This is a genomic window from Paenibacillus sp. Y859 (assembly GCF_056786405.1).
The window spans coordinates 80,676-101,362 of sequence record NZ_JBXCIZ010000011.1; the positions used below are offsets into that span (position 1 = coordinate 80,676).

Consider the following 20,687-nt stretch of genomic DNA (forward strand, 5'->3'; position numbering starts at 1 on the left):
CTACCCCCAGAATTCTTCCATAAATTGTTGAAAATCAACTTGTTCTGATGATGACATCAATTCCATCATTTCATGCCTATTTCTCTCTGAAATTGAATTTACGGCTATATACTCACCATTCCTATACTCAATGATATTAGATTCAGCAAATACTTTGCGATCTGTACTACGGTCATAATATTCGGTAGTGGCTTGATAGAAAGCTTGAACCCGTTCTTCAGCATTGCTGATGCTATCAAAGTCGACTTGTATGTTATTTTGCTCTAAAGGAATACACTCTGTAATGCGAGAAATATATCTACTTCCATCCGGATCTTTGGATAGATGGATATTAAAGTTGATGACTCGAACGACTTCCTCCTCCGCAATCCTTTCATCATTAAACACATTCGTTTTTAACAATGAATTGCGAAGTGAATAAATCAGATTCTGGAAAGTCTTCGCATGATGAGTGAAGATTGTAAATAAACTCGCAACTTGCGTCATTTGAATCATCCAAGCAGCCACTCGATCTGTCGCTACTTCCCCAAGTATATTTACAGTGCCATCTGTTTTCTTTTGCAGATCAAGACCATCTTGACCAGAGATCGTATCTGTTTCTCTAAAGGTCAGGATATTTCGTCGCTTGTAAATTTTCCGAAGATGTAATTCAAAGGACATTTCTTGTACGCGCAATGTATAAGTGGCGTTAATATACTTAACGAGAGCCATTAATAACGTCGTTTTCCCGCTCCCTTGTGAACCTGTAATTGCTGTTACTCTCCCTCCTTTGATCAGAACAATAAGAAGGTTGATAACTAGTTTGCGATTTCCGATGTTATTATTAATCAATTGATCTAATGTTGCACTTTGAGTATCAAATTTTCTGACAAAAAAGGCCCATGATTCAGCGAAAGGTGGCCGAACAACGACAATTCTAGACCCATCTTTCATTTCATTTACCTTAAATCCGTTATGTTCAGAAAGTTGACCAGGGTTTTTGTACTTGTAAATGTTCTGACATACACGGATTAATTCACTTTCAGAGCCAAAGCTTAGGAAGGATAGATGAATGGACTTCCCTTTGAAAAATATCCAAACACTATCATGCGCCATTACATGTTCATTTTTATTGATCTGGTCTGCAAAGTGGATCATGCCATCATCGGGATCAAGTTGATTCAGTGGCGTTCCAGATACCCCTCCGGATACGCCATCAATCCGCATATCACGAATTTCATCAATTACACTAAACCCTTTGAATTGTTGATAAATCCTTTGAACGATAATATAGAGCTTGTCTTCAAAATTAAGAGGAATAGATTCTTTTTGGTAGACCTCATCAATCTCCTCGGGGGTAATGATGTATGATTCAGATTCAGCATCTTCAAAAACATCTTTAAGTTCTGCCAGTCTATGCGTATCAATCCATTCAGTAAGTGCATTAAATCTATGTTTTTTCTTATAGTGGTATAACATAATCTCAAATTTGTCTTGATGTGATAACTCCCGTTTATTATCAAAGGGAATAACCCAGTTAATATTCTCTTCATTCAGGCTATAGTTCTTAAGAAATAAATCAAACATCGTTTCTTTCACGTACAGCTTGTCCTGTAGGTCCCCGTGCGTGCTACCCTTGAGTGACTTTTTGAGTAGTAGCATTTGGTTAGTACGTCGGATATACTCCTCTTCAGACAAACCTAAGTGTTCGAGATTCGTCTTTGTCATATCATCAAAGGCTGCTCTCATGTAGTCAATCATCCCACCAATCGTATATTTTTTGTCTAACTGATGGGGGTCAATACGTAATTGTCGGTTATCCGTAAGCTTAAAAAATACAACAATCCCTACAAGAAAAATAATGATGATTATGAAAGAAATATTGATTAAGGAGCCTAGACTCATTTCTTATTTAGGCCCCCTTCTCACTAAAAATCCTCGTATCAATATCGACCGCATCCATGATTCCCTTAGCCAGTTTTCTTACTTCGACCATGAATAAATAATTATCATGATTGGCTCTCACATTTTTATTTCTCAAGAAAAACTCGACTACTGATTTGTCATTACAAGCATCCAAAAAACTGGAAGTATGGGGAATGGTGAAGATCGGTGCTTCACATTTAAACAATCTTTTGATGTTTGCCGCCGTGTATTTGGAGTTCCTATCATATTGCCCGAGAACGATAATATATTTCTTATCCATTAGGCAATCAGGAATTTCATTAAAGAACTCGTTCAACACATTGATATTCTGATTAAGGCTTACTACGACTAGGTCTGACATAGACAAGACGGATTTAGTCAACATGTTCTTCGTTCCACTATTCACGTCTATGAATGATAAGTCGTAATACGATTTAGCAGCATTAAGAATAGAGCCTATGACTCCATTTACTGCTACGTACATTTCTTCTGAAGGCTTTGATGTTCCTACGATTAGATCTAATCTGTCTCGCAAAATAGGAATAGCGTAGTCTTTCACATTGGTAGGCTCGAGTCGATTACTTTTAGCTAATCTCTCAAGGGCATCGATTCCTACATTGGTATAATCCTGATTCACATCATAGTTAAGCTTTCTTTCCTTTAATAATGTACTTTCTAATGTAGACATTTCCCAATGAGTATGACTTATCAGTATTTTTGTTAAATACTCAATACCGATCAACATAGACACCGCGATCATATTACCAGTATTCCCCGTTTGTCCGTGACGATTGCTCCAAAATGCAACTTGTCCCATATCTATGACCTCCTCATTGCAATCTTCATAGCTACTTTCATGTCCTTAGCTTCTAGACCAGTAATTTCTTTACTAATCCGACGTACAACATGTTTATAATTCCTAGAGAGTTTGCGCATGTTTATTGTTCCGTTATGTTGATTATTGATTTTCGTCGCATAATCGATTTCGTCAAAGATGAGTTCGAAGGGTTCATCAGACCATCCCAGTGGTAAATTAGATAACACGGTTTCTAAGTAATCATCTGCGATATTGGAATCAACATTATTTACAATGATTTTTGAAAAGAGATCGATACTTGATTCTCTTTGTTCATCAAAAAGTGATTCCAATATGCCAACAGTCTTCTCAATGCTCCATTTCTCAGTAGTTGTAGCAACATATTTGTTCTCAATCTTTGTTAGATCATCTCCATTTAAAAAATTAGGAGTGCTGCAGTGTATAATGACATGATCATATCGAGTGTTATCAGATAACGATGTTTCCAATTCACTAAAAGTGGAATAGCCTGAACATACATCAAACCCACCGAACTCGATTAGTTTCATCTTCGGGTCTGGGATTGGTGTACCGTAATAGATAAATCTTTCTACCGTAGTATCGACAAGGAGTGTCTTTCGACCTGAACTTGTAATGACTTTACTTATATATTGAAGTAAGTCACTAATGTCTGATGCCCCCACAAATAAAGCATATTTCACTTAAAGTCTCCTCTCCTTATTTAATTAGTTGTTGTTCAAATACATCCATCTTTTCAGAGTTAGTCATAACTTGATGATCCGTCATATAATTGGGTTGAACGACCTCTTCTTTTGGAGTAAGATCCATATGATTGGTAGGTTGTTGCAATATCACACTGCCATTTTCTATCTTCATTTTGTCAATTTCATTCATTTTGGAAAGATTCAATTCTAAGTTTCTTCTAACTGACTTTTTCAGTTGCTCACTTGCTTTTACCAATACGTTAGGATCTGATTGAATCAAGTCAATAACTTGTAAATTCACTGGATAGTTCTCAATTGCCTTTTGCTGCATGAATGGGTCTACATAAGTAGTCGCATATAATTTTGCACTATTGAGGTAGGCGTCAACCGTTGCGCTGGACATGGCTAAAATTTCGGATTCATTGACGTTATACCATATGGTCGTTCCAGATACGTCATTGACTTTTTTCTTCGATAACACGATGAAATCTTCGCCTGTAGGAAAAGCTATACGGACATCAACATACTGTCCCTTTTGGATCTTTGTTGGTAAATCCATCACCATGTATTCTTGCACACGGAGATCATTTGGCGTTGCACCTTCTTCAAATACCATGGACTTAATTAAAGGTGTATTTAAACCTACATCTAGCTTTACTATTTTACCTATCAAGTCTTCCTTAGTTTGGACTATATTGGCCGGCGCTTCCGTCTCTGGTATCTGTATTATTTTTAGATCTTCCTCAGTCAATTTCACACCGGCAGATAGCTGCTTTGAAGTGACTATTACTTTTCTCATGATCGCTTGTTGATCTTGAAGTAAGGTCTCAACTTCTTTCAATTTAGTTTCATACTCAACTCGGAGCAATTTTTGATCATTTGCTTGTTGATTGATCATATATATTGCACCACCGGAGGCTACAATCCCCATGGTGATTGCCCCGACAAGCCCGGCAACTATAAGATTTTTAGTACGCTGCCTTATCTTCGACACAGATATACACCCCCTTACTTAATGATTCACCTTACGCATCTAAATTAGCTTTTGCCTACGCTACGCTCCTTGCTCCTTTCTTCATACAATATCCCGAAGATGAAAGTTTGATTTTTTCACTAAAGCACTCAGATCTAACTGCGCAATAATATCTCTAGATAAAGACCTAACGCTTTCATAGAATGAGAATGCCGGTTGTTGTTTATTCAAATGACGACTTCTGTGTATAAAAGGTAATACGGCCTTCATATTCCACGCATCAAGTAAGCCCGTTGAGTACGGAATCCCATGAATTGAGCCGTTAAATCCAAATCTTTTCTTTATATTCTGAATCGTACAGTAACAATCACCGTCATATCTTCCTATCGCAACAATATATGGTTTATCCTGTATTGCTGCAGGTAGCTGGTTACCAGAGAAAAACTTCTCCAGAGATTGAATATTTTGTGTCAGACTAACAACAATCAAGTCTGCAGCAGACAACAGTGCTCCGTCTCCCCTCAGATCCAGTTCTTCGTTCCCACATCCAGCATCCATAAGTACTAGGTCATAATATTCATTTGCACAGGAAAGAATGGTCGGTAATAATGATGTTCTATAACCAGGTAACGTTCCTTCCCTCTTCGCATTTCCAGCAACAAAATCTAATCTGTCAAACATTAAAGGAATGGTATAGTCACGAATATTTCCCTTGTTAAGTCTCCGATTTAAACATAATCGCTCTAATGCATCCATCCCACTATCTTTATTTGATATAAATGAATGATCTAAAACTACCTTCCCACTCTGAAACGCTCCCTCAATACGTTCACCTACTGCGCCCCCGTGACCTAGCAATAACCGCGCTCGATATTCCAAACCAATCATTGATGCAACAGAAACGGTATGCGCCGTGCTTCCACTCCCCCCCTGAAGAGGACTCCAAAATGCAACTGTACCCATAATGTTTCCTTTCCGCGTCTAAGACGCATGCTTTATGATATATTGGATATTCCACAAACGTTAGGAAAATAAACATGCATATGTTAACATCACCGGGAACCTACCCCAAAGCGAAACTTCTTCTTTTTCTTTAGTATGGGTATGTACCGGTGTAATACTTCGGACAGCACTTCATCCGTTTCTTCATCTATATCAAAAGGATCTTTATGCAACGGTAAACTATACACTTTCATGGAATCTATCTGCTTGCGAAGACGTTTCACTGCATCTGGTTCAGCTAGAGGCATACAATAGACCCATTTGTTCTGTCGATGTCGTGTTAAACTACTAATAGCCTCCTCCATATCTTGCATACGCCACTCTGAACCCCAACCTACAATAATTGGGATATCAGCACGTAGAAATTCTTCCAGTCCATCACTCTCTTGAAACGATCCCAAATCCAAAACGATATAATTGTAATTCTCACCTAATAATTCAATGATATTAGTTCTAGTACTCTGTCGATAATAATCGACACCTTCTACAGAGAAACAATGTTCTTTCTTATTCTCATAAACATTTCCTTCAACAATATGCTGGATTCTAGCAAATGCAGATGCATATCTATTCAATTCAACAATGGCTACGTTATTAAAATTTCTAGCTAAGTAATGAACGATGCTGATCGCTGTATGCGTAGTCCCTGCACCGCCACTCGCCCCCATTACAGCGATAACATATGTTCCTTTATGTTCAGATTCAAGTCTCTGCTCTTGAACTCGTGATGCTCCTTCTACCATCAAAGCCTTTCTAACCTCACTTACCGATGGATAACGATCTTCAGGATATGTTTGCAACAATTTACGTAATACCGGGATCTTATCTCTAGGAAAGTCAGAGCGTATACAAGACTCTACCCCCTCACTCCATTCACTTCGGACCCCTTCTGTGGCGAGGTATAGGAGCAATGCCCCTAACCCATATAGATCAGATCTAGCATCACTTTGACCACTACCATACTGTTCAGGAGCTGCAAAACCAACAGTTCCAAGCTTCACAGTATCCTGGTCTTGTTCGTGTTTATAATTTCTAGCAATTCCAAAGTCAATAAGACGTAACTCCAATTGCGATGTCAGCATAATATTGGATGGTTTGAGATCACGGAATACAATAGGTGGTTTATGGTTATGTAGATATTCAAGTACATCAAGAGTTTGATCAGCTAATTGTAGAATGAAGTCACTCTTCAATTTTCTATTAAGACTATTGAAATACTTCTCTAATGTCACTCCATGAATATAATCCATAACCAAATAGGAATTTCCTTGCTCATTAGGTGGAAAAAAATCTACAATCCGCGGGAGTCGAGGATGACCCAAAGTCGTTAGTAACTCTGCTTCATCCCCAATATTGCTATACTGTTGTGGTGATGAGAAACACTCTTTCACCGCCCATTGCTTACCTGATAATTTCAGATCATCAGCTAAGTAAACATGACTCATCCCTCCCGATCCAATTATTTGCTGAATTAAATACCTTCCACCAATGATATGACCCTGACGCAGTAAAGATCGTTCGTTCATCATTTCACCTCCATTTCGCAACAAAAAAAGGAAAGCATCTAGAAAAGGAAAGATACGGTGATAACCGATTATCTTTGAACTCTTCGGGATACTTTCCCTATTTATATTGCTTGGTTAAATTTGGAACTAGCATAATACAAACATGTAGACTTGTAAAGTGCTATTTTCACAATCTATAATTAATAACGTTTTACAACATTAATATTTAATCATGTGAAGTGTTATTTCGTCCCGATTATGGAACAGTTGCTTAGCATATTGTAATTGCATCTGGTTTTCTTCAAGCGAAGCTATCACTTCCTTGATTAAGGCCATCGGCTTTTTATGCATTAGCTTTACCGTCACTATGGCCGTCCCACCTGGGGATAGACAATACAGCAGGTCTTTCACAAGCTTAACCATTTGTTTAGGGCTCCAGCTCATATCACATACTAGTAGGTCGAATTGGTTATCACGAAAACGTACTTCTGAAGCATTCTTACGCATGATCTTAAGTTGCGGATGACCGACTAGCGATTCGTGCATCTTGGCAGGATCTACAGCCGTCACATGAATGCCACGCTCAAGTAAGAACGAGGTCCAACCTCCAGGTGCAGCCCCGATGTCAAGTGCATGGCGAAAAGCAGTGAAATCAATTCCGAAGGACTTCTCTGCCTCCAACAATTTAAATTTAGCACGTGAAATCTGCCCTTCTTCCCGCTGAAAGCGAACCGCTCCACCGTTCCAATCGGAAAGATTATCCTGCGGAAGAGACACTCCTGCATAGATATGATCTGACGATACAAACACCGAAAGAATCCAATCTGCATCCTGAACAATGAACTCCGCATGAAGGTCTTGTAAATCCTCCAAGATTTGTTCTCGTAGCGCACCTGCACTTACTTCACTTAGGCTATGTTCAGATTTGCGAACTTGTAGTGATACAGTGGCACCCTGGAGATCTTTCTTGTCCAATACATAGACCTTCAACTCTTTCAGTCCACTACCCAATTCTTCAGCAGATATCTCAATATCTACTGGCTGTATATGACGCACGAAGATTGGAGCTTGTTTGGCAATCATCGCTGCAACTTCATTCCATGTATAAGCCACGCTAACTAGAAATACCTCACCCGATACGAGGACGGTACTCTTAACACTGCCGAATAAACGCCGTAATTCTTCCTGAGCAAATGGAGCAAATCCATGATTGGCCGTACAAATAAACCGAGTTTGTTGTTCTTGTATTTCCTCTTCACTTACATTTACATTAAATTCATCCAAGTTGGATTAACCTCCAGAAGTTACCTTGATCCAGGGACGTCCACCGTCCCATTCCAGTTCAACTGGAATTTCATAGGTACGCATAATCATTTCTTTATTTAGAACTTGTTCTTTAGGTCCTGCTCCAACCAACTTACCATCTTTTATGAGCGCAACATGGGTGAACAGTGGGACAATCTCCTCCACATGATGGGTGACGTAGACAACTGTAATATCACGTTTGCGTAACCGGTCTACTTCCACTAACATCTTTTCCCGTTCATATAGATCTAGACCTGCACAAGGCTCGTCCATAATGAGTAACTTTGGATCACCCATTAAACAACGGGCCAGCAACACCTTTTTACGTTCACCTTGAGACAAGGTTCCTAGTGTATGCTCTGCTAATCGAGCTATATTCATCTCTTCTAATAGACGGTACGACTGCTCTTTTACCGCTTGAGGTATCGCTTCATAGAAGCGCAAGTAAGCATAGGCACCCGTTGCCACAATTTCCCACACCGGATCTGTCAGAGACATTCTTTCCAACAATGACGGACTTATGTAGCCAATACTTTTGCGTATTTCACGAATGTCACACTGTCCGTATACATTTCCCATCACTTCGACTCGACCTTGGCTAGGAAAGAGATAACCCGTCATCATCTCAAGTAATGTAGTCTTTCCAGAGCCGTTGCGACCTAAGATGACCCAGTTCTCACCACTTTTTATATCGAGAGATACATCATTCAGTATGGTATCATTCTCTCTTCGTAGCGAAATATGCTGCATAGATATCATTCCATCACACTCCTTATAGCTACTAATAATTCTTCTACTGAACCCATACGGTAAAGAAGATTGGGTGGATCATTCCGATCTGCATCCATCAGTAGCATTGCAGGTACACTTCTAATTTTATATTCCTGAGCCAATAAGGGCATCATATTCACATTCGCCGCTGATATCGTACCCTCAGGAAGTAAATGTTCAGCAACCGTAAGCATTCTTTTGACTGCATTACAGGTTCCGCATAAAGGTGTGTATAGGAATACAACGACAGGCTTACCTCTACTGTCCATTTGTGAGCGTACTTCTAGTTCATTAAGTTCTCTCATATTCGGTCAGCACCCATTGCTATATCATGTAATGTCTCTTCACTCATAGGTCCATTATGAAGGATCATTTCAGCCGGTTTATGTTCATATAATAACTGATACATTTCACGTTTCCCAATGAAACTGGATGTATGTAAATAAACTTCCCGCGGGAACAATCCTTCACGAATGATAGCCATAACCACATCTTTACCGCACATTTCACTATGGAATCCCAGTTCATAATCAAGTGATAGAATATTCACTTTACATTCACGAAGCATCACCAAACAATCTTCACCCGTACGAGCCAATGAGAATCCAATGGGACAACGACGAATATCATCTAAGAACAAGTGAATTTCAACATTATTGTTCATGCTGACAAGTCGGACAAAAGAAAGCTTTTCGCCCATTCAACTCCACTTTATCTATGACTCCATTACATTGACTGCATCGTTCACCCTCACGGTTATATACTTGCAGTTTGTAACTTCCCGTGTGTACATCTTCATTCGCAAATGGTTTATTAATAGAACCACCAGACTCCACAGCATGATTCAATATTAATTTCATACTATGGTACAATCTCTCGATTGCCGATGTCTCTAGATCTTGAACTTTAGTTGATGGTAATAATTTGGCTTCAAAAGAAATTTCATCGGCATAACGATTGCCGATTCCTGCAATCACACTTTGATTTACCAATAATGTTTTCAATGCTCCACGGCGAACTTTCACCATGTTAATAAAGCGATCCATTCCCATCCTACGATCACTTAGTTCTGGACCAAGTTGACTCAATACTTCACCAACTTCCTTCGCAGATAACAAATGAATATAACCTGAACGAGGCAACATGAAATACAGTGTAAATTCGCCAAATCCAATTTCTACCTCCGCATTGCGATCTGACGATTCCCCTTGCTTACCATATTGTATATACCCACCTACCATAAGATTCACTAACAATCTCCGACCATTATCTAAATGAAAGTTCAGAAATCTCCCACGTCGTTCTACAAAAATAACCTTGGTACTTTCCAGTTCCGAAACAAGAGTATCTACATCCAAATTAACAGTATTCTTCTTATTCACTGTTACGTTGGTAATAGGAGCATCCAATATTTTCTCAGAAATCAACTTCCGATAATTTTCTAATTCAGGCATTTCAGGCATCTGTCATTCGCCTCTTTCTAATGAGAGTTGTGTAAACCACATAATTGATGAAGAAGTTCATGAAGATCATTACAAATCATATTAGGTTCAATTCCGGCCATACGAATATCCGCCTGTAGACTCGCTTCTGTTGTAATCCCCGTTAGAACAAGTATCGTTTCACAACCAGCCGCTGCTCCAGCGGAAATATCAGTCCGCATATTGTCACCAATCACGGTAACTTCAGAAGGTTCCATACCTAGTACATCCATCGCATAGGTCATCAAATGGCTAGCTGGCTTACCAATAACGAGTGGCTTCACACCCGTTCCCGCTTCAATAGCTGCGGCAATTGTTCCCGCACCTGGAATAACTCCTACATCGGAAGGTAGACGTAGATCGGGGTTCGTAACAATAAACTGAGCTCCCTCACTAATCCATTGAACTGCCGATGTTAACGTGTCATATGAGAATGTTCTATCTAGTCCTTGCACGACATATTCTGGATTCTGATCAACTTCTAGTAATCCCGCCTGCATGATTGCCTGACGTAATCCATTTTCACCTATTATGGAAACGCGGGCACCTGGAGATCGTTCAGCTATATACTTAGCGGTAGCTTGTGATGACGTACACACTTCGTTAGCTTCAGCTTGAATACCCATGCCATTTAATAAGACCGCTACATCCTCTGGTGTACGTGTCGAATTATTCGTTACAAACAAATAGGGAATATGATTAGCTTTTAATTGACTGATTAGAACATCAGCACCCGAGATCATATGTTGTCCATGATACAACGTCCCATCTAAATCTATTAATAGACCTTTACAGATTGTCATTGCCCATGCACTTCCTTTCAAAATAGAGAGTACAATCACTTTATATCATATAATAGTTTGTCAAGCTCTGTCGTTCTTCACTAGAAAAACCGTCATTTGTAATCATTTCCGCTCGTCATTCGTCACATTTAATCGAAGAGACGATCGATATTGTACCGTTATTATAGAATCCTATGTCATTTCCTGCGCTTTCCCGGAAAATAATTCATTTCTAATCGTTGATTTCCCACCACAATTATTGATTATGCTGAATAGGAATAATGGTAAATTCCTCTGCCAATAACGTATTTGGAAAAATAGACTGGGCCTCTTTTAGCAACTGACCCAACTGCTCCATGTCTTTATAACGGGAGCTGAAATGGGTTAGGACCATCTGCTTCGCTACCGCTTGCTGTGCAGCTTCAGCAGCTTGAACTGCAGTGCTATGGTAATAATCATGAGCAGTGTCTGCCATCTCATGAAGGTATGTGGATTCATGGACCAACATATCCGCATCCTTAGCAAGAGTCACAACAGCAGGACAAGGTCTCGTGTCCCCTAGTATAGTTACAATCTTGCCCTTTTTAGGAAGTCCCAACACATCTTCTGATCTTATAACTTGACCGTTCTCAAGTTCAATACTCTCTCCACGTTTAATCTTACCATATATAGGCCCTGGTTTGACTCCGTATGATTTCAGTAAGGCCAGATTAAGTGTACCTGTTCGGTCCTTCTCAATCACTCTGTACCCATAGCTATCAATTCGATGCTCTAGTAGTTCAGAATGAACAGCGAATGTCTCATCTTCAAAGATCAACCCACCGTCATGCTCCACGACTTCTAATATATAATCCATTCGAGATTGACTCAGCTTCATCGAGGTTTCTATATACTCCTTTATTCCATGAGGTCCATACACCGTCAATGGAGATACCCCACCTTGATTACTTCGACTTGCGAGCAGTCCAGGCAGTCCGAATATATGATCACCATGTAAATGAGTAATAAAAATTTTCTCAAGCTTACTGAGCTTTAACGATGACCTCAGGATCTGATGCTGGGTAGCCTCACCACAATCAAATAGCCAGAAGTAACCTCTCTCTTCAAATAGACGTAAGGCAATCGAAGTCACATTCCGCTGTAGCGTTGGTACACCCGCATTCGTACCTAGAAATAATAATTCCATCTTGCCCACGTTCTCCTTCCAATAACTCAGCATAAGATCCCTCGTATTATCGAAGGATCTTATGACTAGTATGAGCTAGCGTAACTAATCCAACTCTAAGAGGTTGTTCAAAAAGCTCACTTTTTGAATTCACTCTCTAAGCTTTTTCAACATTGAAGTATTGGGCTTGAGGATGACTAAATACCATCGCTGATACAGATGCTTCTGGTTCCATCATAAATCCTTCAGTTAACTCAATTCCAACATCCCCAGGTTGTAATAGTTCAAATAATGGTCCTTGTAACTCTAGATCAGGACAAGCTGGATAACCAAAGGATACTCTAATCCCTTGATACCGGGCACCATGTCGCTTCTTCATTGTCATATCTTCTGGATCAGGGAACCCCCATGAATCACGCATCATATGGTGAATACGTTCAGCCAATCCTTCAGCTGTCTCAAGGGCAACCGACTGCAACACGTGAGATCTTAGATAGTCCCCATTATCCTTCCATTGTCCAGATAACTCCGACACGCCATGCCCCGCAGTTACAATCAAGAATCCTACATAATCCATAACCCCGCTATCCACTGATTTCAGGAAATCCGAAAGACATAGATATGGCTCCACTCTCTGACGAGGGAATGAGAATCTTTGTAGCACCTTTGTGTGATCCTCTGGATCATAGACCAAAATATCATTTCCTTGAGATTGTGCTGGGAAGAAACGATATATCGCATGTGCCTGAATAATAGCGTCTTGCACCGCTTCATTCATAATTGCGTCTACTGTTTCTTTTAACGCAACTGCCTTCTCATTGCCCTCCGCAAGCAATTGCTCCACTGATCCACGTAATCCTAGATGGTGGCCCATCAACATCTGCATATTCACATAAGGCATGATATGGGAGATTGGATAGTTGCGTAGAACGTGGCGATCGGTATCAGGCGGAATTAACACTGGGTTATCGGTCGCAATGTTCGACTTCATCGCCCGTGTCAATACCGGGAGAGCTTTCTCTTCAAGTTTCGATTCGAGAAAAGCCTCAAGCTCTTCTTGCATCTTCACTCGCATTTCTTCACGTTGTATTGGATCCATTAGTTTATTTGCTATATCAAGTCCATCCATCGCATCCTTAGCATACACAACCATACCGTCATACTCTGGTTTGATTCGGGTCTTCGTAAACTTACGAGTTAGTGCTGCTCCTCCAACCATGATTGGAACATCAATTCCTGATGTTCTCAAATCCTGAGCAGTGATGACCATTTGCTGTGCGGATTTCACGAGAAGTCCTGATAATCCAATGATGTCTGCTTTCTCTTCACGATATACTTCAATTATTTTTTCCGGAGGTACTTTTATACCTAGGTTAATAATATGGTAACCGTTATTAGACAGTATAATTTCGACTAAGTTCTTACCGATGTCATGTACATCACCTTTTACGGTTGCTAACATGATTTTCCCTTTTATACTACTCTCATTCTTCTCCATGAAACCTTCAAGATAGGTGACTGAGGCTTTCATAACTTCAGCGCTCTGCAATACTTCAGCTACGATGAGCTCATTATTATTAAAGAGTCTACCGACCTCAGCCATACCTACCATTAGCGGACCATTGATGACCTCAAGCGCAGAATATTTTTTCAACGCCTCAACCAAATCAGGAATTAGTCCTTCTTTCGTACCTTCAACTACATAAGAAGAGAGACGTTCTTCTAGCGATAGACTAGATATCTTCTCTTTCTTCTCCACTTTCTTCTCACGAAACGCCGCTACAAATTCAGCCAACGTCTCATCATTCGTATTAAATATAAGGGCTTCCGCGAGACGACGCTCTTCCGCTGGGATCGAAGCATATCTCTCTAGCTTTTCCGTATTCACGATGGCGTAATCAAGTCCTGCTTTCGTACATTCGTACAAATACACAGAATTAAGCACTTCTCGACCTGACTCTGGCAATCCGAAGGATATATTACTTAGTCCCAGAATCGTTTTCACCTTAGGGAACTTTTCCTTAATCAATCTGATCCCTTCAATCGTCTCCACAGCTGAACCAATATACTGAGGGTCACCTGAACCAACTGGGAACATGTTAGGATCGAATATAATATCTTCTGGATTCAACCCATATTTATTTACAAGAAGATCATACGAACGGCTAGCCACTCCCAGCTTGGCTTCACGAGTGACCGCTTGTCCAGTCTCATCAATTAGGATACACACCACAGCGGCACCATAACGATGTATAAGTGGCACAACGTTCTCGAATTTTGATTCACCATCTTCAAGGTTAATGGAGTTAATTATCGCTTTACCTTGGGAATACTGAAGTCCTAACTCAATAATATGATCATACGTTGAGTCAATCATTAGAGGGACTTTTACTTTCTTAGCAACCAAAGGCAAGAAGTTATGCACCGCATACTCTTCATCGATATCCGTATCTTGGAGGTTAATGTCAATAATCTGAGCTGCTCCTTTAACTTGAGAACGAGCAATTTCAGATGCTTCATCAAACTTTCCTTCTTTAATCAAACGTTTAAATTTACGCGATCCTGAAATATTCGTACGCTCTCCAATCATAATCGGACGATTATCTGGTTCTACAAATACAGCATCTACCCCAGATATTGCAGGTGGGTGATCTCCATATTCACGACGAGGCTCATATTTCGAAAGTGCCTCGGCCATAGCACGAATGTGATCTGGTGTCGTACCACAGCATCCGCCCGCGATATTTAACCATCCTTGTTCAGCGAAAGCGACCATTTTCTTAGAAAGTGATTCTGGTGATTCATGGTAATTCCCATCTTCATCTGGTAACCCAGCGTTTGGATAACAACTTACAGCTGACTTGGAGATTGCAGCTAATGAGCGAATATGATCTCTCATAAATTCTGGTCCAGTCGCGCAGTTGAGTCCAACTGATATCGGATTTAAATGCTCAAGTGATATGTAGAATGACTCAATATTCTGTCCAGCTAATGTCGTTCCCATCGGTTCAATCGTACCCGAAATCATGATCGGAAGCGTCACACCACTTTGTTCAAAAGCTTGACGAATACCAATACTACCTGCCTTCACATTCAATGTGTCTTGACTCGTCTCCAATAGAAGCAAGTCAACGCCACCTTCGATCAAAGCAAGTGCTTGTTCCTCATACGTTGCTACCAATTCCTTAAATGTAACTCCACCTGTGACAGACAACGTCTTCGTTGTAGGGCCCATAGCCCCGATGACATAGCGTGGTTTAAGATCTGTACTATATTTATCAGCTGCTACACGAGCTAGCTCAGCTGCCTTTAAATTGATTTCACGGGACTTCTCAGGTATATCATAATCAGCAAGTACAACGGATGTTGCACCAAATGTATTGGTCGAGATCATATCTGCACCAGCATCTAAATATGATTCATGGATTTCTTGAATCGCATCCGGTCTTGTAAGAACTAGCATCTCGTTACAACCATCTAACTCTTCTCCACCGAAATCCTCTGGTGAAAGATCAAGCTGCTGAATCATGGTCCCCATTGCACCATCCATAATGAATATCCGTTCTTTTAATGATTCTTCTAAGTTCTTTATACTCAACTCGAATCCCTCCCACTGAAACATTAATTATTAGTTTAACAGAATAGCTCTCATTATAAAAGGAAAACACGGAGTTTTGTTAACATCCATATGCAACATCATCATTTATCTAAACACGAATGAATACATCATAATTACGAGAATCGTCCGTGTTTCCATATAGTTTCAATCTACTTTAGCTTAACCATAATAATCATTATAATTTGCGCAAAACCCCATTCTCCAATAATGGAAAACAGGGTTATTCAATCTCAGTTAAAATATTTCGACCTTATTCAGTAACCACTAATTCTTTCTTAGGCATCGAATGCATAGCCCCAACCGTGACATGAGAGATGACGTTATATGTATCTGCTTGATCCAAGCTTGTCTCCAATACATATTTGCCTTCACCTGCATGTGTAGCTTCAAGTTCAGTATGTATACCACCTTCAGTTGAAGGAACGAATTCTATTAATACTTTATCTGCATCCGTTACATTTTTATCATTTTGCGTCACTAGAACCTCAATCATAACCTTGTCATTCACTTTAACCTGTTCAGCTTGAATGCTTAATTCAACTAGAATAGGCATAAATGAATCATCGTTCCCCATATTCATTCCCTTGCGATTACTTCCTTCACTATTGCAGCCTATGATGACTATGAAAGACATAATAATAACTACCAAGCTGATTCGATTGCTTAATCTCACATGCTCCCAACCTTTCAAAATATAATTAAATAAGCTCATTTCACTACATTTCAAGATGTTGTGACATTAATCATATTAACATAAAAAAGCCTCTTCGTCTGCTGTTGAAGCAGGGAAAAGGCTTTTTGTGTCGATTTATGAGAGTCTCTCAATAATCTTATGCAACTCTGACAAATGCTCTATCTCAAAGTCTGGTGTAATCTCAGGATCTGTCGGTCGGTCTGTACGATTGATCCATACTGTTTGGATGCCAGCTGCAAGGCCGCCACGGATATCTGTCGTTAATTTATCGCCTACCATGAGCGCTTCGTCATTGTTCACTTCAAGTATAGATAACGCGTGATTAAATATAGACACATCGGGCTTACCTATACCAAAGCTTCCAGAAATCACAATTCCATCAAAATAAGGAGCCAACTCCGGAACCCCATCCAGCTTCTCTTGTTGCAATGCCGGACAACCATTCGTTAGTAGAAGCAATTTCACTTGTCCGCGCAATTCCTTAAGCACATGAAATGTTTCGTCATACACATGCGGACGAGAACGTCTTTCTGCAGCGAATTGGTCAGAAAGTTCAAGAGCTAAATTGTCATCATCTATACCCATTTTCAAAAGACCACGTTGCCATGCATCTTTACGGTACACCTTAACTATTTGTTCTAACTGTCGAAATTCAGATTGTTCCCCTGCAGTAAAATTCGCCCACAGCCCTTCAAAAGGATTGATACCGATCTTAGTAGTGAAAGGAAATGTATCATACGATTCATATAATGCCCTCGCTTCACTTCGAACGGCTTCTTCAAGCGCAACATGATCGATGCCTGAAACTTCAGCAGCCCTCTTACATGTAGCTTCAAAAGACTCCAACACACTGCGTTCATCCCACAACAGAGTATCATCCAAGTCAAAAATAACAGCTTTTATCGACATATCTCTAACTCTCTCCCTCACCCATTACTTTTCAATAGGAATATTGTTATCCTTCGCAAATCGTTCCAAACCTTCACCCATCGCCTTAGTATCGTACCGATTAATTAGACGAGTGAACACCCAATTAGCTCCCTTAGCTTTCGGCTCAATGACAACCGATCCCCTATTAACTTTAATTTTAGCTATACTGGATGCAGTTAATGTACGAACTCGACTTAGCTTTGTCGTTTGTAAATTATCTTTATTTACTTGTAAGTAAGGACGTCTCAAGTAAAGTATGACCGCCAATGCGATATAAGCGATCGTGACAACCCATGTCATTACTGGACTAGTAGTTGCTGTTTGTTCTTGTTCGGGCAATGTACTCGATGCCCATCCAAGAAGTGCATATAATATAGCTAACATGATCAGAACAATAGGAAACACATATTTACGCCCTTTATATGTATCGCCGTTCACGATGACACCATGCTTAATCATACCTGATTGACCTTGTTTCTTGCGTTGCTTATTAAGCTCTGTTCGATTCTTTTGAACCATTCTCTCCCAAGAACGTGACATACTTTAGCCTCCTAATGATGTGGATTATTGTAATCTATCCTTTACCGATTCCGTGTCTTCCTCTACGAATTCAATGGAATCCAATTGATCTCGAACATTTCTACGAATGTTCTGAAGGTACATCTCACGAAGAGCAACCCGTTCTTGCAATTCATCCTCCGTTAGACCCTCAGTTTTCTTCTTACGGGCAAGTTCGTTAATCCGTTCTATCACGTTGTCAATATCCATAAAACTGTCCTCCATTCATAAATATCAGTATTAACTTTGACATGATAAAAAGAGCTTGTCAAGGAGTTCACCCCACCAAGCTCTATAGATGTAATAATATTTAATATACGGGCAGCTTCAGTACCTCTCCAGCCATGATATTACCACTCGTTAATCCATTTAATTGTTTCAGTTTTTTAATATAAACCCGTGTATCCATATTCGTTGGTTTCTCTTGAACAGCAACACTCCAAAGTGTATCTCCATACAGTACGATAACATTCTTCTCGACTCGCTCTTCCTCAGCAGAATTAGCAAAGGCCTGAATCATTCCAGAGGAACCTACAGCTACTATTAGTAACAGCCAAATTGATATCTTAACAAATGAACGTGGTACTATCGATTTCACCCGATCTCTCCATAAATATGTATGTGTGTTTCTTTCATTCGTAGTTTTGTAAATACTCTCATAAGTACTGTATCTCAACATAATAAACTCATCTCCCAAACGTTTGTTCTTGTTATTAAAATCACTATAACACGAACACTTGTTTTGTTCAACACTTTTTAGAACAAATGTTCTGAAAAGTTTAGAACCTACGTTTGTGCGAACGGTAGTTCTATGTTATAATTTCACAAAGTAACTTTAATGAGGTGGAACAATATGTCTAAGGTATCTAGCCGACAACAAGCAATAATAGAATTCATACGTAGCGAAGTACGCACTAAGGGATATCCACCATCTGTGCGGGAGATCGGAGAAGCGGTTGGATTAGCTTCTAGTTCAACTGTTCATGGACACTTGGACCGTCTAGAGAAGAAAGGTCTTATTCGGAGGGATCCAACTAAACCGCGCGCAATTGAAATATTAGGTCAGGATGATTCCGAGAACCAACATCAGTTTAGTCATACTGTAGCTCGTGTTCCCGTTGTTGGGAAGGTGACTGCGGGTGTTCCCATTACGGCAACAGAGAATATAGAAGATTATTTCCCTCTACCACAACATTTTGTAGGTGATGAGAAGGTATTCATGCTCAACGTAATGGGTGATAGTATGATTGAAGTCGGAATACATGATGGGGATATGGTCATTGTTCGCCAACAGCAAACGGCTAATAATGGTGATATCGTCGTTGCCATGACTGAAGAAGATGAAGCCACGGTCAAGACTTTTTACAAAGAGAAAGACCATATTAGGCTTCAACCGGAGAATCCAACATATCCACCTTTACGTTTGAATCATGTTACGATCCTTGGTAAAGTTGTTGGTCTCTTCCGTGACATTCACTGAACTCGTACATTGCCATTATTAATCATGATAACTATTAGAAAAGGATACGGTTGCTTATCATGCGCTGTATCCTTTTCTTTGTATAAGGAGAATTTAACATATGAGTAAGAAGAAAACTTTAAAAATTGAATTACCTAAAATATCTCAAGCAATGACGGACCTCCCCTCTCTATCATTAGATATACAATCCGAGGATTGTATCGAACGAGGTGTGTTCCAGGATTGCTCTTTAGATAGTAAAACGCTTCAGCGAGTGACATTCGATGAGGTTATTTTTAGAAATGTAGACTTTTCTCAATCATCATTCATGTACCTCGAACTGACCGACGTCATCTTTGATAACTGTGATCTTTCTAATACAGATTTCAGCAATGCAAGCATACACAGAACAGAATTCAGAAATTGTAAACTCATTGGATTAGATTTATCAGAAACTACACTTCGAAACGTTCTATTTCAACACTGCTTAGGGGATTTTGCAAATTTCCGTTTTTCCAATATGAAATCGGTTAACATGGAAGACTGCTCCCTTTCTAGCTCAGATTATTGTTATTCTACTTTAGAACATGTGAATTTTCACAGAACTAATCTTGATCAATCTCAATTCTCTGGCTCAAAGCATAAAGGAATAGACTTCAGCACCTGTGAGTTTTCTTCCTTAAGTATCAACCTAGAGGATTTAAAGAATTGCATTATTTCTAAAGAACAAGCTTATGTATTTGCAGGCTTATTAGGTCTGGTGATTAACCAGTAGGATTAGGCGGGTTAGATCAGATATGCACCTTTTCTTTTTCCTTAATAAGTCTCCTTCAGTCAAATTCGCAAATTGCTCACACCCACACTGTTCCTTTATTAACTTTATAAGCATGAGCTAGCAAATACCCTAGCTGATGGGGATCACTTATTTCAGGAGATACACAATGAGCGATCAAATATTAAGTCAAGTATTAGAAGAACTGAAACAAATGAATTCTCGGATAGGTAGTTCAACATAAT

General features: G+C 39.7%; 21 protein-coding genes. 2 read left to right on the plus strand and 19 right to left on the minus strand.

The features are described 5' to 3' along the window. From AC1TO8_RS18720 to AC1TO8_RS18810, 19 genes are all read right to left on the minus strand, one after another. Positions 1–1,884: a pilus assembly protein CpaF gene (locus tag AC1TO8_RS18720; protein ID WP_482057149.1), complete on the minus strand. Its 1,884-nt coding sequence runs from the start codon at positions 1,882–1,884 to the stop codon at positions 1–3. Between the two features lie 7 nt (positions 1,885–1,891). After that, on the minus strand, positions 1,892–2,722 hold the full coding sequence (locus AC1TO8_RS18725; RefSeq protein WP_482057150.1) for a CpaE/TadZ family protein: 831 nt from the start codon (positions 2,720–2,722) through the stop codon (positions 1,892–1,894). 2 nt (positions 2,723–2,724) lie between these two features. Further along, positions 2,725–3,423: a hypothetical protein gene (locus tag AC1TO8_RS18730; RefSeq protein ID WP_482057151.1), complete on the minus strand. Its 699-nt coding sequence runs from the start codon at positions 3,421–3,423 to the stop codon at positions 2,725–2,727. Between the two features lie 16 nt (positions 3,424–3,439). Beyond that, positions 3,440–4,420 (minus strand): SAF domain-containing protein, encoded by a 981-nt coding sequence (locus tag AC1TO8_RS18735; protein WP_482057152.1) that lies wholly within the window; start codon positions 4,418–4,420, stop codon positions 3,440–3,442. 81 nt (positions 4,421–4,501) lie between these two features. Further along, complete coding sequence (locus AC1TO8_RS18740; protein ID WP_482057153.1) at positions 4,502–5,287, minus strand: hypothetical protein; 786 nt, start codon at positions 5,285–5,287, stop codon at positions 4,502–4,504. Between the two features lie 164 nt (positions 5,288–5,451). Continuing rightward, on the minus strand, positions 5,452–6,930 hold the full coding sequence (locus AC1TO8_RS18745; protein ID WP_482057154.1) for a serine/threonine protein kinase: 1,479 nt from the start codon (positions 6,928–6,930) through the stop codon (positions 5,452–5,454). 195 nt (positions 6,931–7,125) lie between these two features. Continuing rightward, positions 7,126–8,190 (minus strand): 23S rRNA (cytidine(2498)-2'-O)-methyltransferase RlmM, encoded by a 1,065-nt coding sequence (locus AC1TO8_RS18750; RefSeq protein ID WP_482057155.1) that lies wholly within the window; start codon positions 8,188–8,190, stop codon positions 7,126–7,128. Between the two features lie 6 nt (positions 8,191–8,196). Then, entirely contained in the window at positions 8,197–8,970 is a 774-nt protein-coding gene (locus tag AC1TO8_RS18755; protein WP_482057156.1) for an ABC transporter ATP-binding protein, read from the minus strand. Next, on the minus strand, positions 8,967–9,287 hold the full coding sequence (locus tag AC1TO8_RS18760; RefSeq protein ID WP_482057157.1) for a thioredoxin family protein: 321 nt from the start codon (positions 9,285–9,287) through the stop codon (positions 8,967–8,969). The genes AC1TO8_RS18755 and AC1TO8_RS18760 overlap by 4 nt, the downstream gene beginning before the upstream one ends. Then, positions 9,284–9,646, minus strand: a complete 363-nt coding sequence (locus AC1TO8_RS18765; protein WP_482057158.1) for a cyclic-phosphate processing receiver domain-containing protein — start codon at positions 9,644–9,646, stop codon at positions 9,284–9,286. The genes AC1TO8_RS18760 and AC1TO8_RS18765 overlap by 4 nt, the downstream gene beginning before the upstream one ends. Next, the gene (locus tag AC1TO8_RS18770) at positions 9,636–10,436 is read right to left on the minus strand and encodes an Fpg/Nei family DNA glycosylase (protein WP_482057159.1); all 801 of its coding nucleotides are present in this window, start codon (positions 10,434–10,436) and stop codon (positions 9,636–9,638) included. The genes AC1TO8_RS18765 and AC1TO8_RS18770 overlap by 11 nt, the downstream gene beginning before the upstream one ends. Positions 10,437–10,462: 26 nt before the next feature. Continuing rightward, entirely contained in the window at positions 10,463–11,266 is an 804-nt protein-coding gene (locus AC1TO8_RS18775; RefSeq protein ID WP_482057160.1) for a TIGR01457 family HAD-type hydrolase, read from the minus strand. A gap of 235 nt (positions 11,267–11,501) precedes the next feature. Then, positions 11,502–12,431: a ribonuclease Z gene (rnz, locus tag AC1TO8_RS18780; RefSeq protein WP_482057161.1), complete on the minus strand. Its 930-nt coding sequence runs from the start codon at positions 12,429–12,431 to the stop codon at positions 11,502–11,504. A gap of 136 nt (positions 12,432–12,567) precedes the next feature. Then, entirely contained in the window at positions 12,568–15,960 is a 3,393-nt protein-coding gene (gene metH / locus AC1TO8_RS18785; RefSeq protein ID WP_482057201.1) for a methionine synthase, read from the minus strand. Positions 15,961–16,279: 319 nt separating this feature from the next. Further along, positions 16,280–16,741, minus strand: coding sequence for a FixH family protein (locus AC1TO8_RS18790; protein WP_482057162.1), 462 nt, complete (start codon positions 16,739–16,741; stop codon positions 16,280–16,282). A 96-nt stretch (positions 16,742–16,837) separates the two neighbouring features. Beyond that, the gene (locus tag AC1TO8_RS18795) at positions 16,838–17,632 is read right to left on the minus strand and encodes an HAD family hydrolase (protein WP_482057163.1); all 795 of its coding nucleotides are present in this window, start codon (positions 17,630–17,632) and stop codon (positions 16,838–16,840) included. 24 nt (positions 17,633–17,656) lie between these two features. After that, positions 17,657–18,193, minus strand: coding sequence for a hypothetical protein (locus tag AC1TO8_RS18800; RefSeq protein ID WP_482057164.1), 537 nt, complete (start codon positions 18,191–18,193; stop codon positions 17,657–17,659). 24 nt (positions 18,194–18,217) lie between these two features. Beyond that, positions 18,218–18,421, minus strand: coding sequence for a DUF896 domain-containing protein (locus AC1TO8_RS18805; protein ID WP_482057165.1), 204 nt, complete (start codon positions 18,419–18,421; stop codon positions 18,218–18,220). A gap of 100 nt (positions 18,422–18,521) precedes the next feature. Next, positions 18,522–18,890, minus strand: a complete 369-nt coding sequence (locus AC1TO8_RS18810) for a LysM peptidoglycan-binding domain-containing protein (RefSeq protein ID WP_482057166.1) — start codon at positions 18,888–18,890, stop codon at positions 18,522–18,524. A gap of 174 nt (positions 18,891–19,064) precedes the next feature. Here AC1TO8_RS18810 and lexA point away from each other — a divergent pair, with 174 nt between their 5' ends. After that, positions 19,065–19,691: a transcriptional repressor LexA gene (lexA, locus tag AC1TO8_RS18815; protein ID WP_482057167.1), complete on the plus strand. Its 627-nt coding sequence runs from the start codon at positions 19,065–19,067 to the stop codon at positions 19,689–19,691. Positions 19,692–19,791: 100 nt separating this feature from the next. Continuing rightward, complete coding sequence (locus AC1TO8_RS18820) at positions 19,792–20,445, plus strand: pentapeptide repeat-containing protein (protein WP_482057168.1); 654 nt, start codon at positions 19,792–19,794, stop codon at positions 20,443–20,445. Positions 20,446–20,687 lie beyond the last annotated feature (242 nt).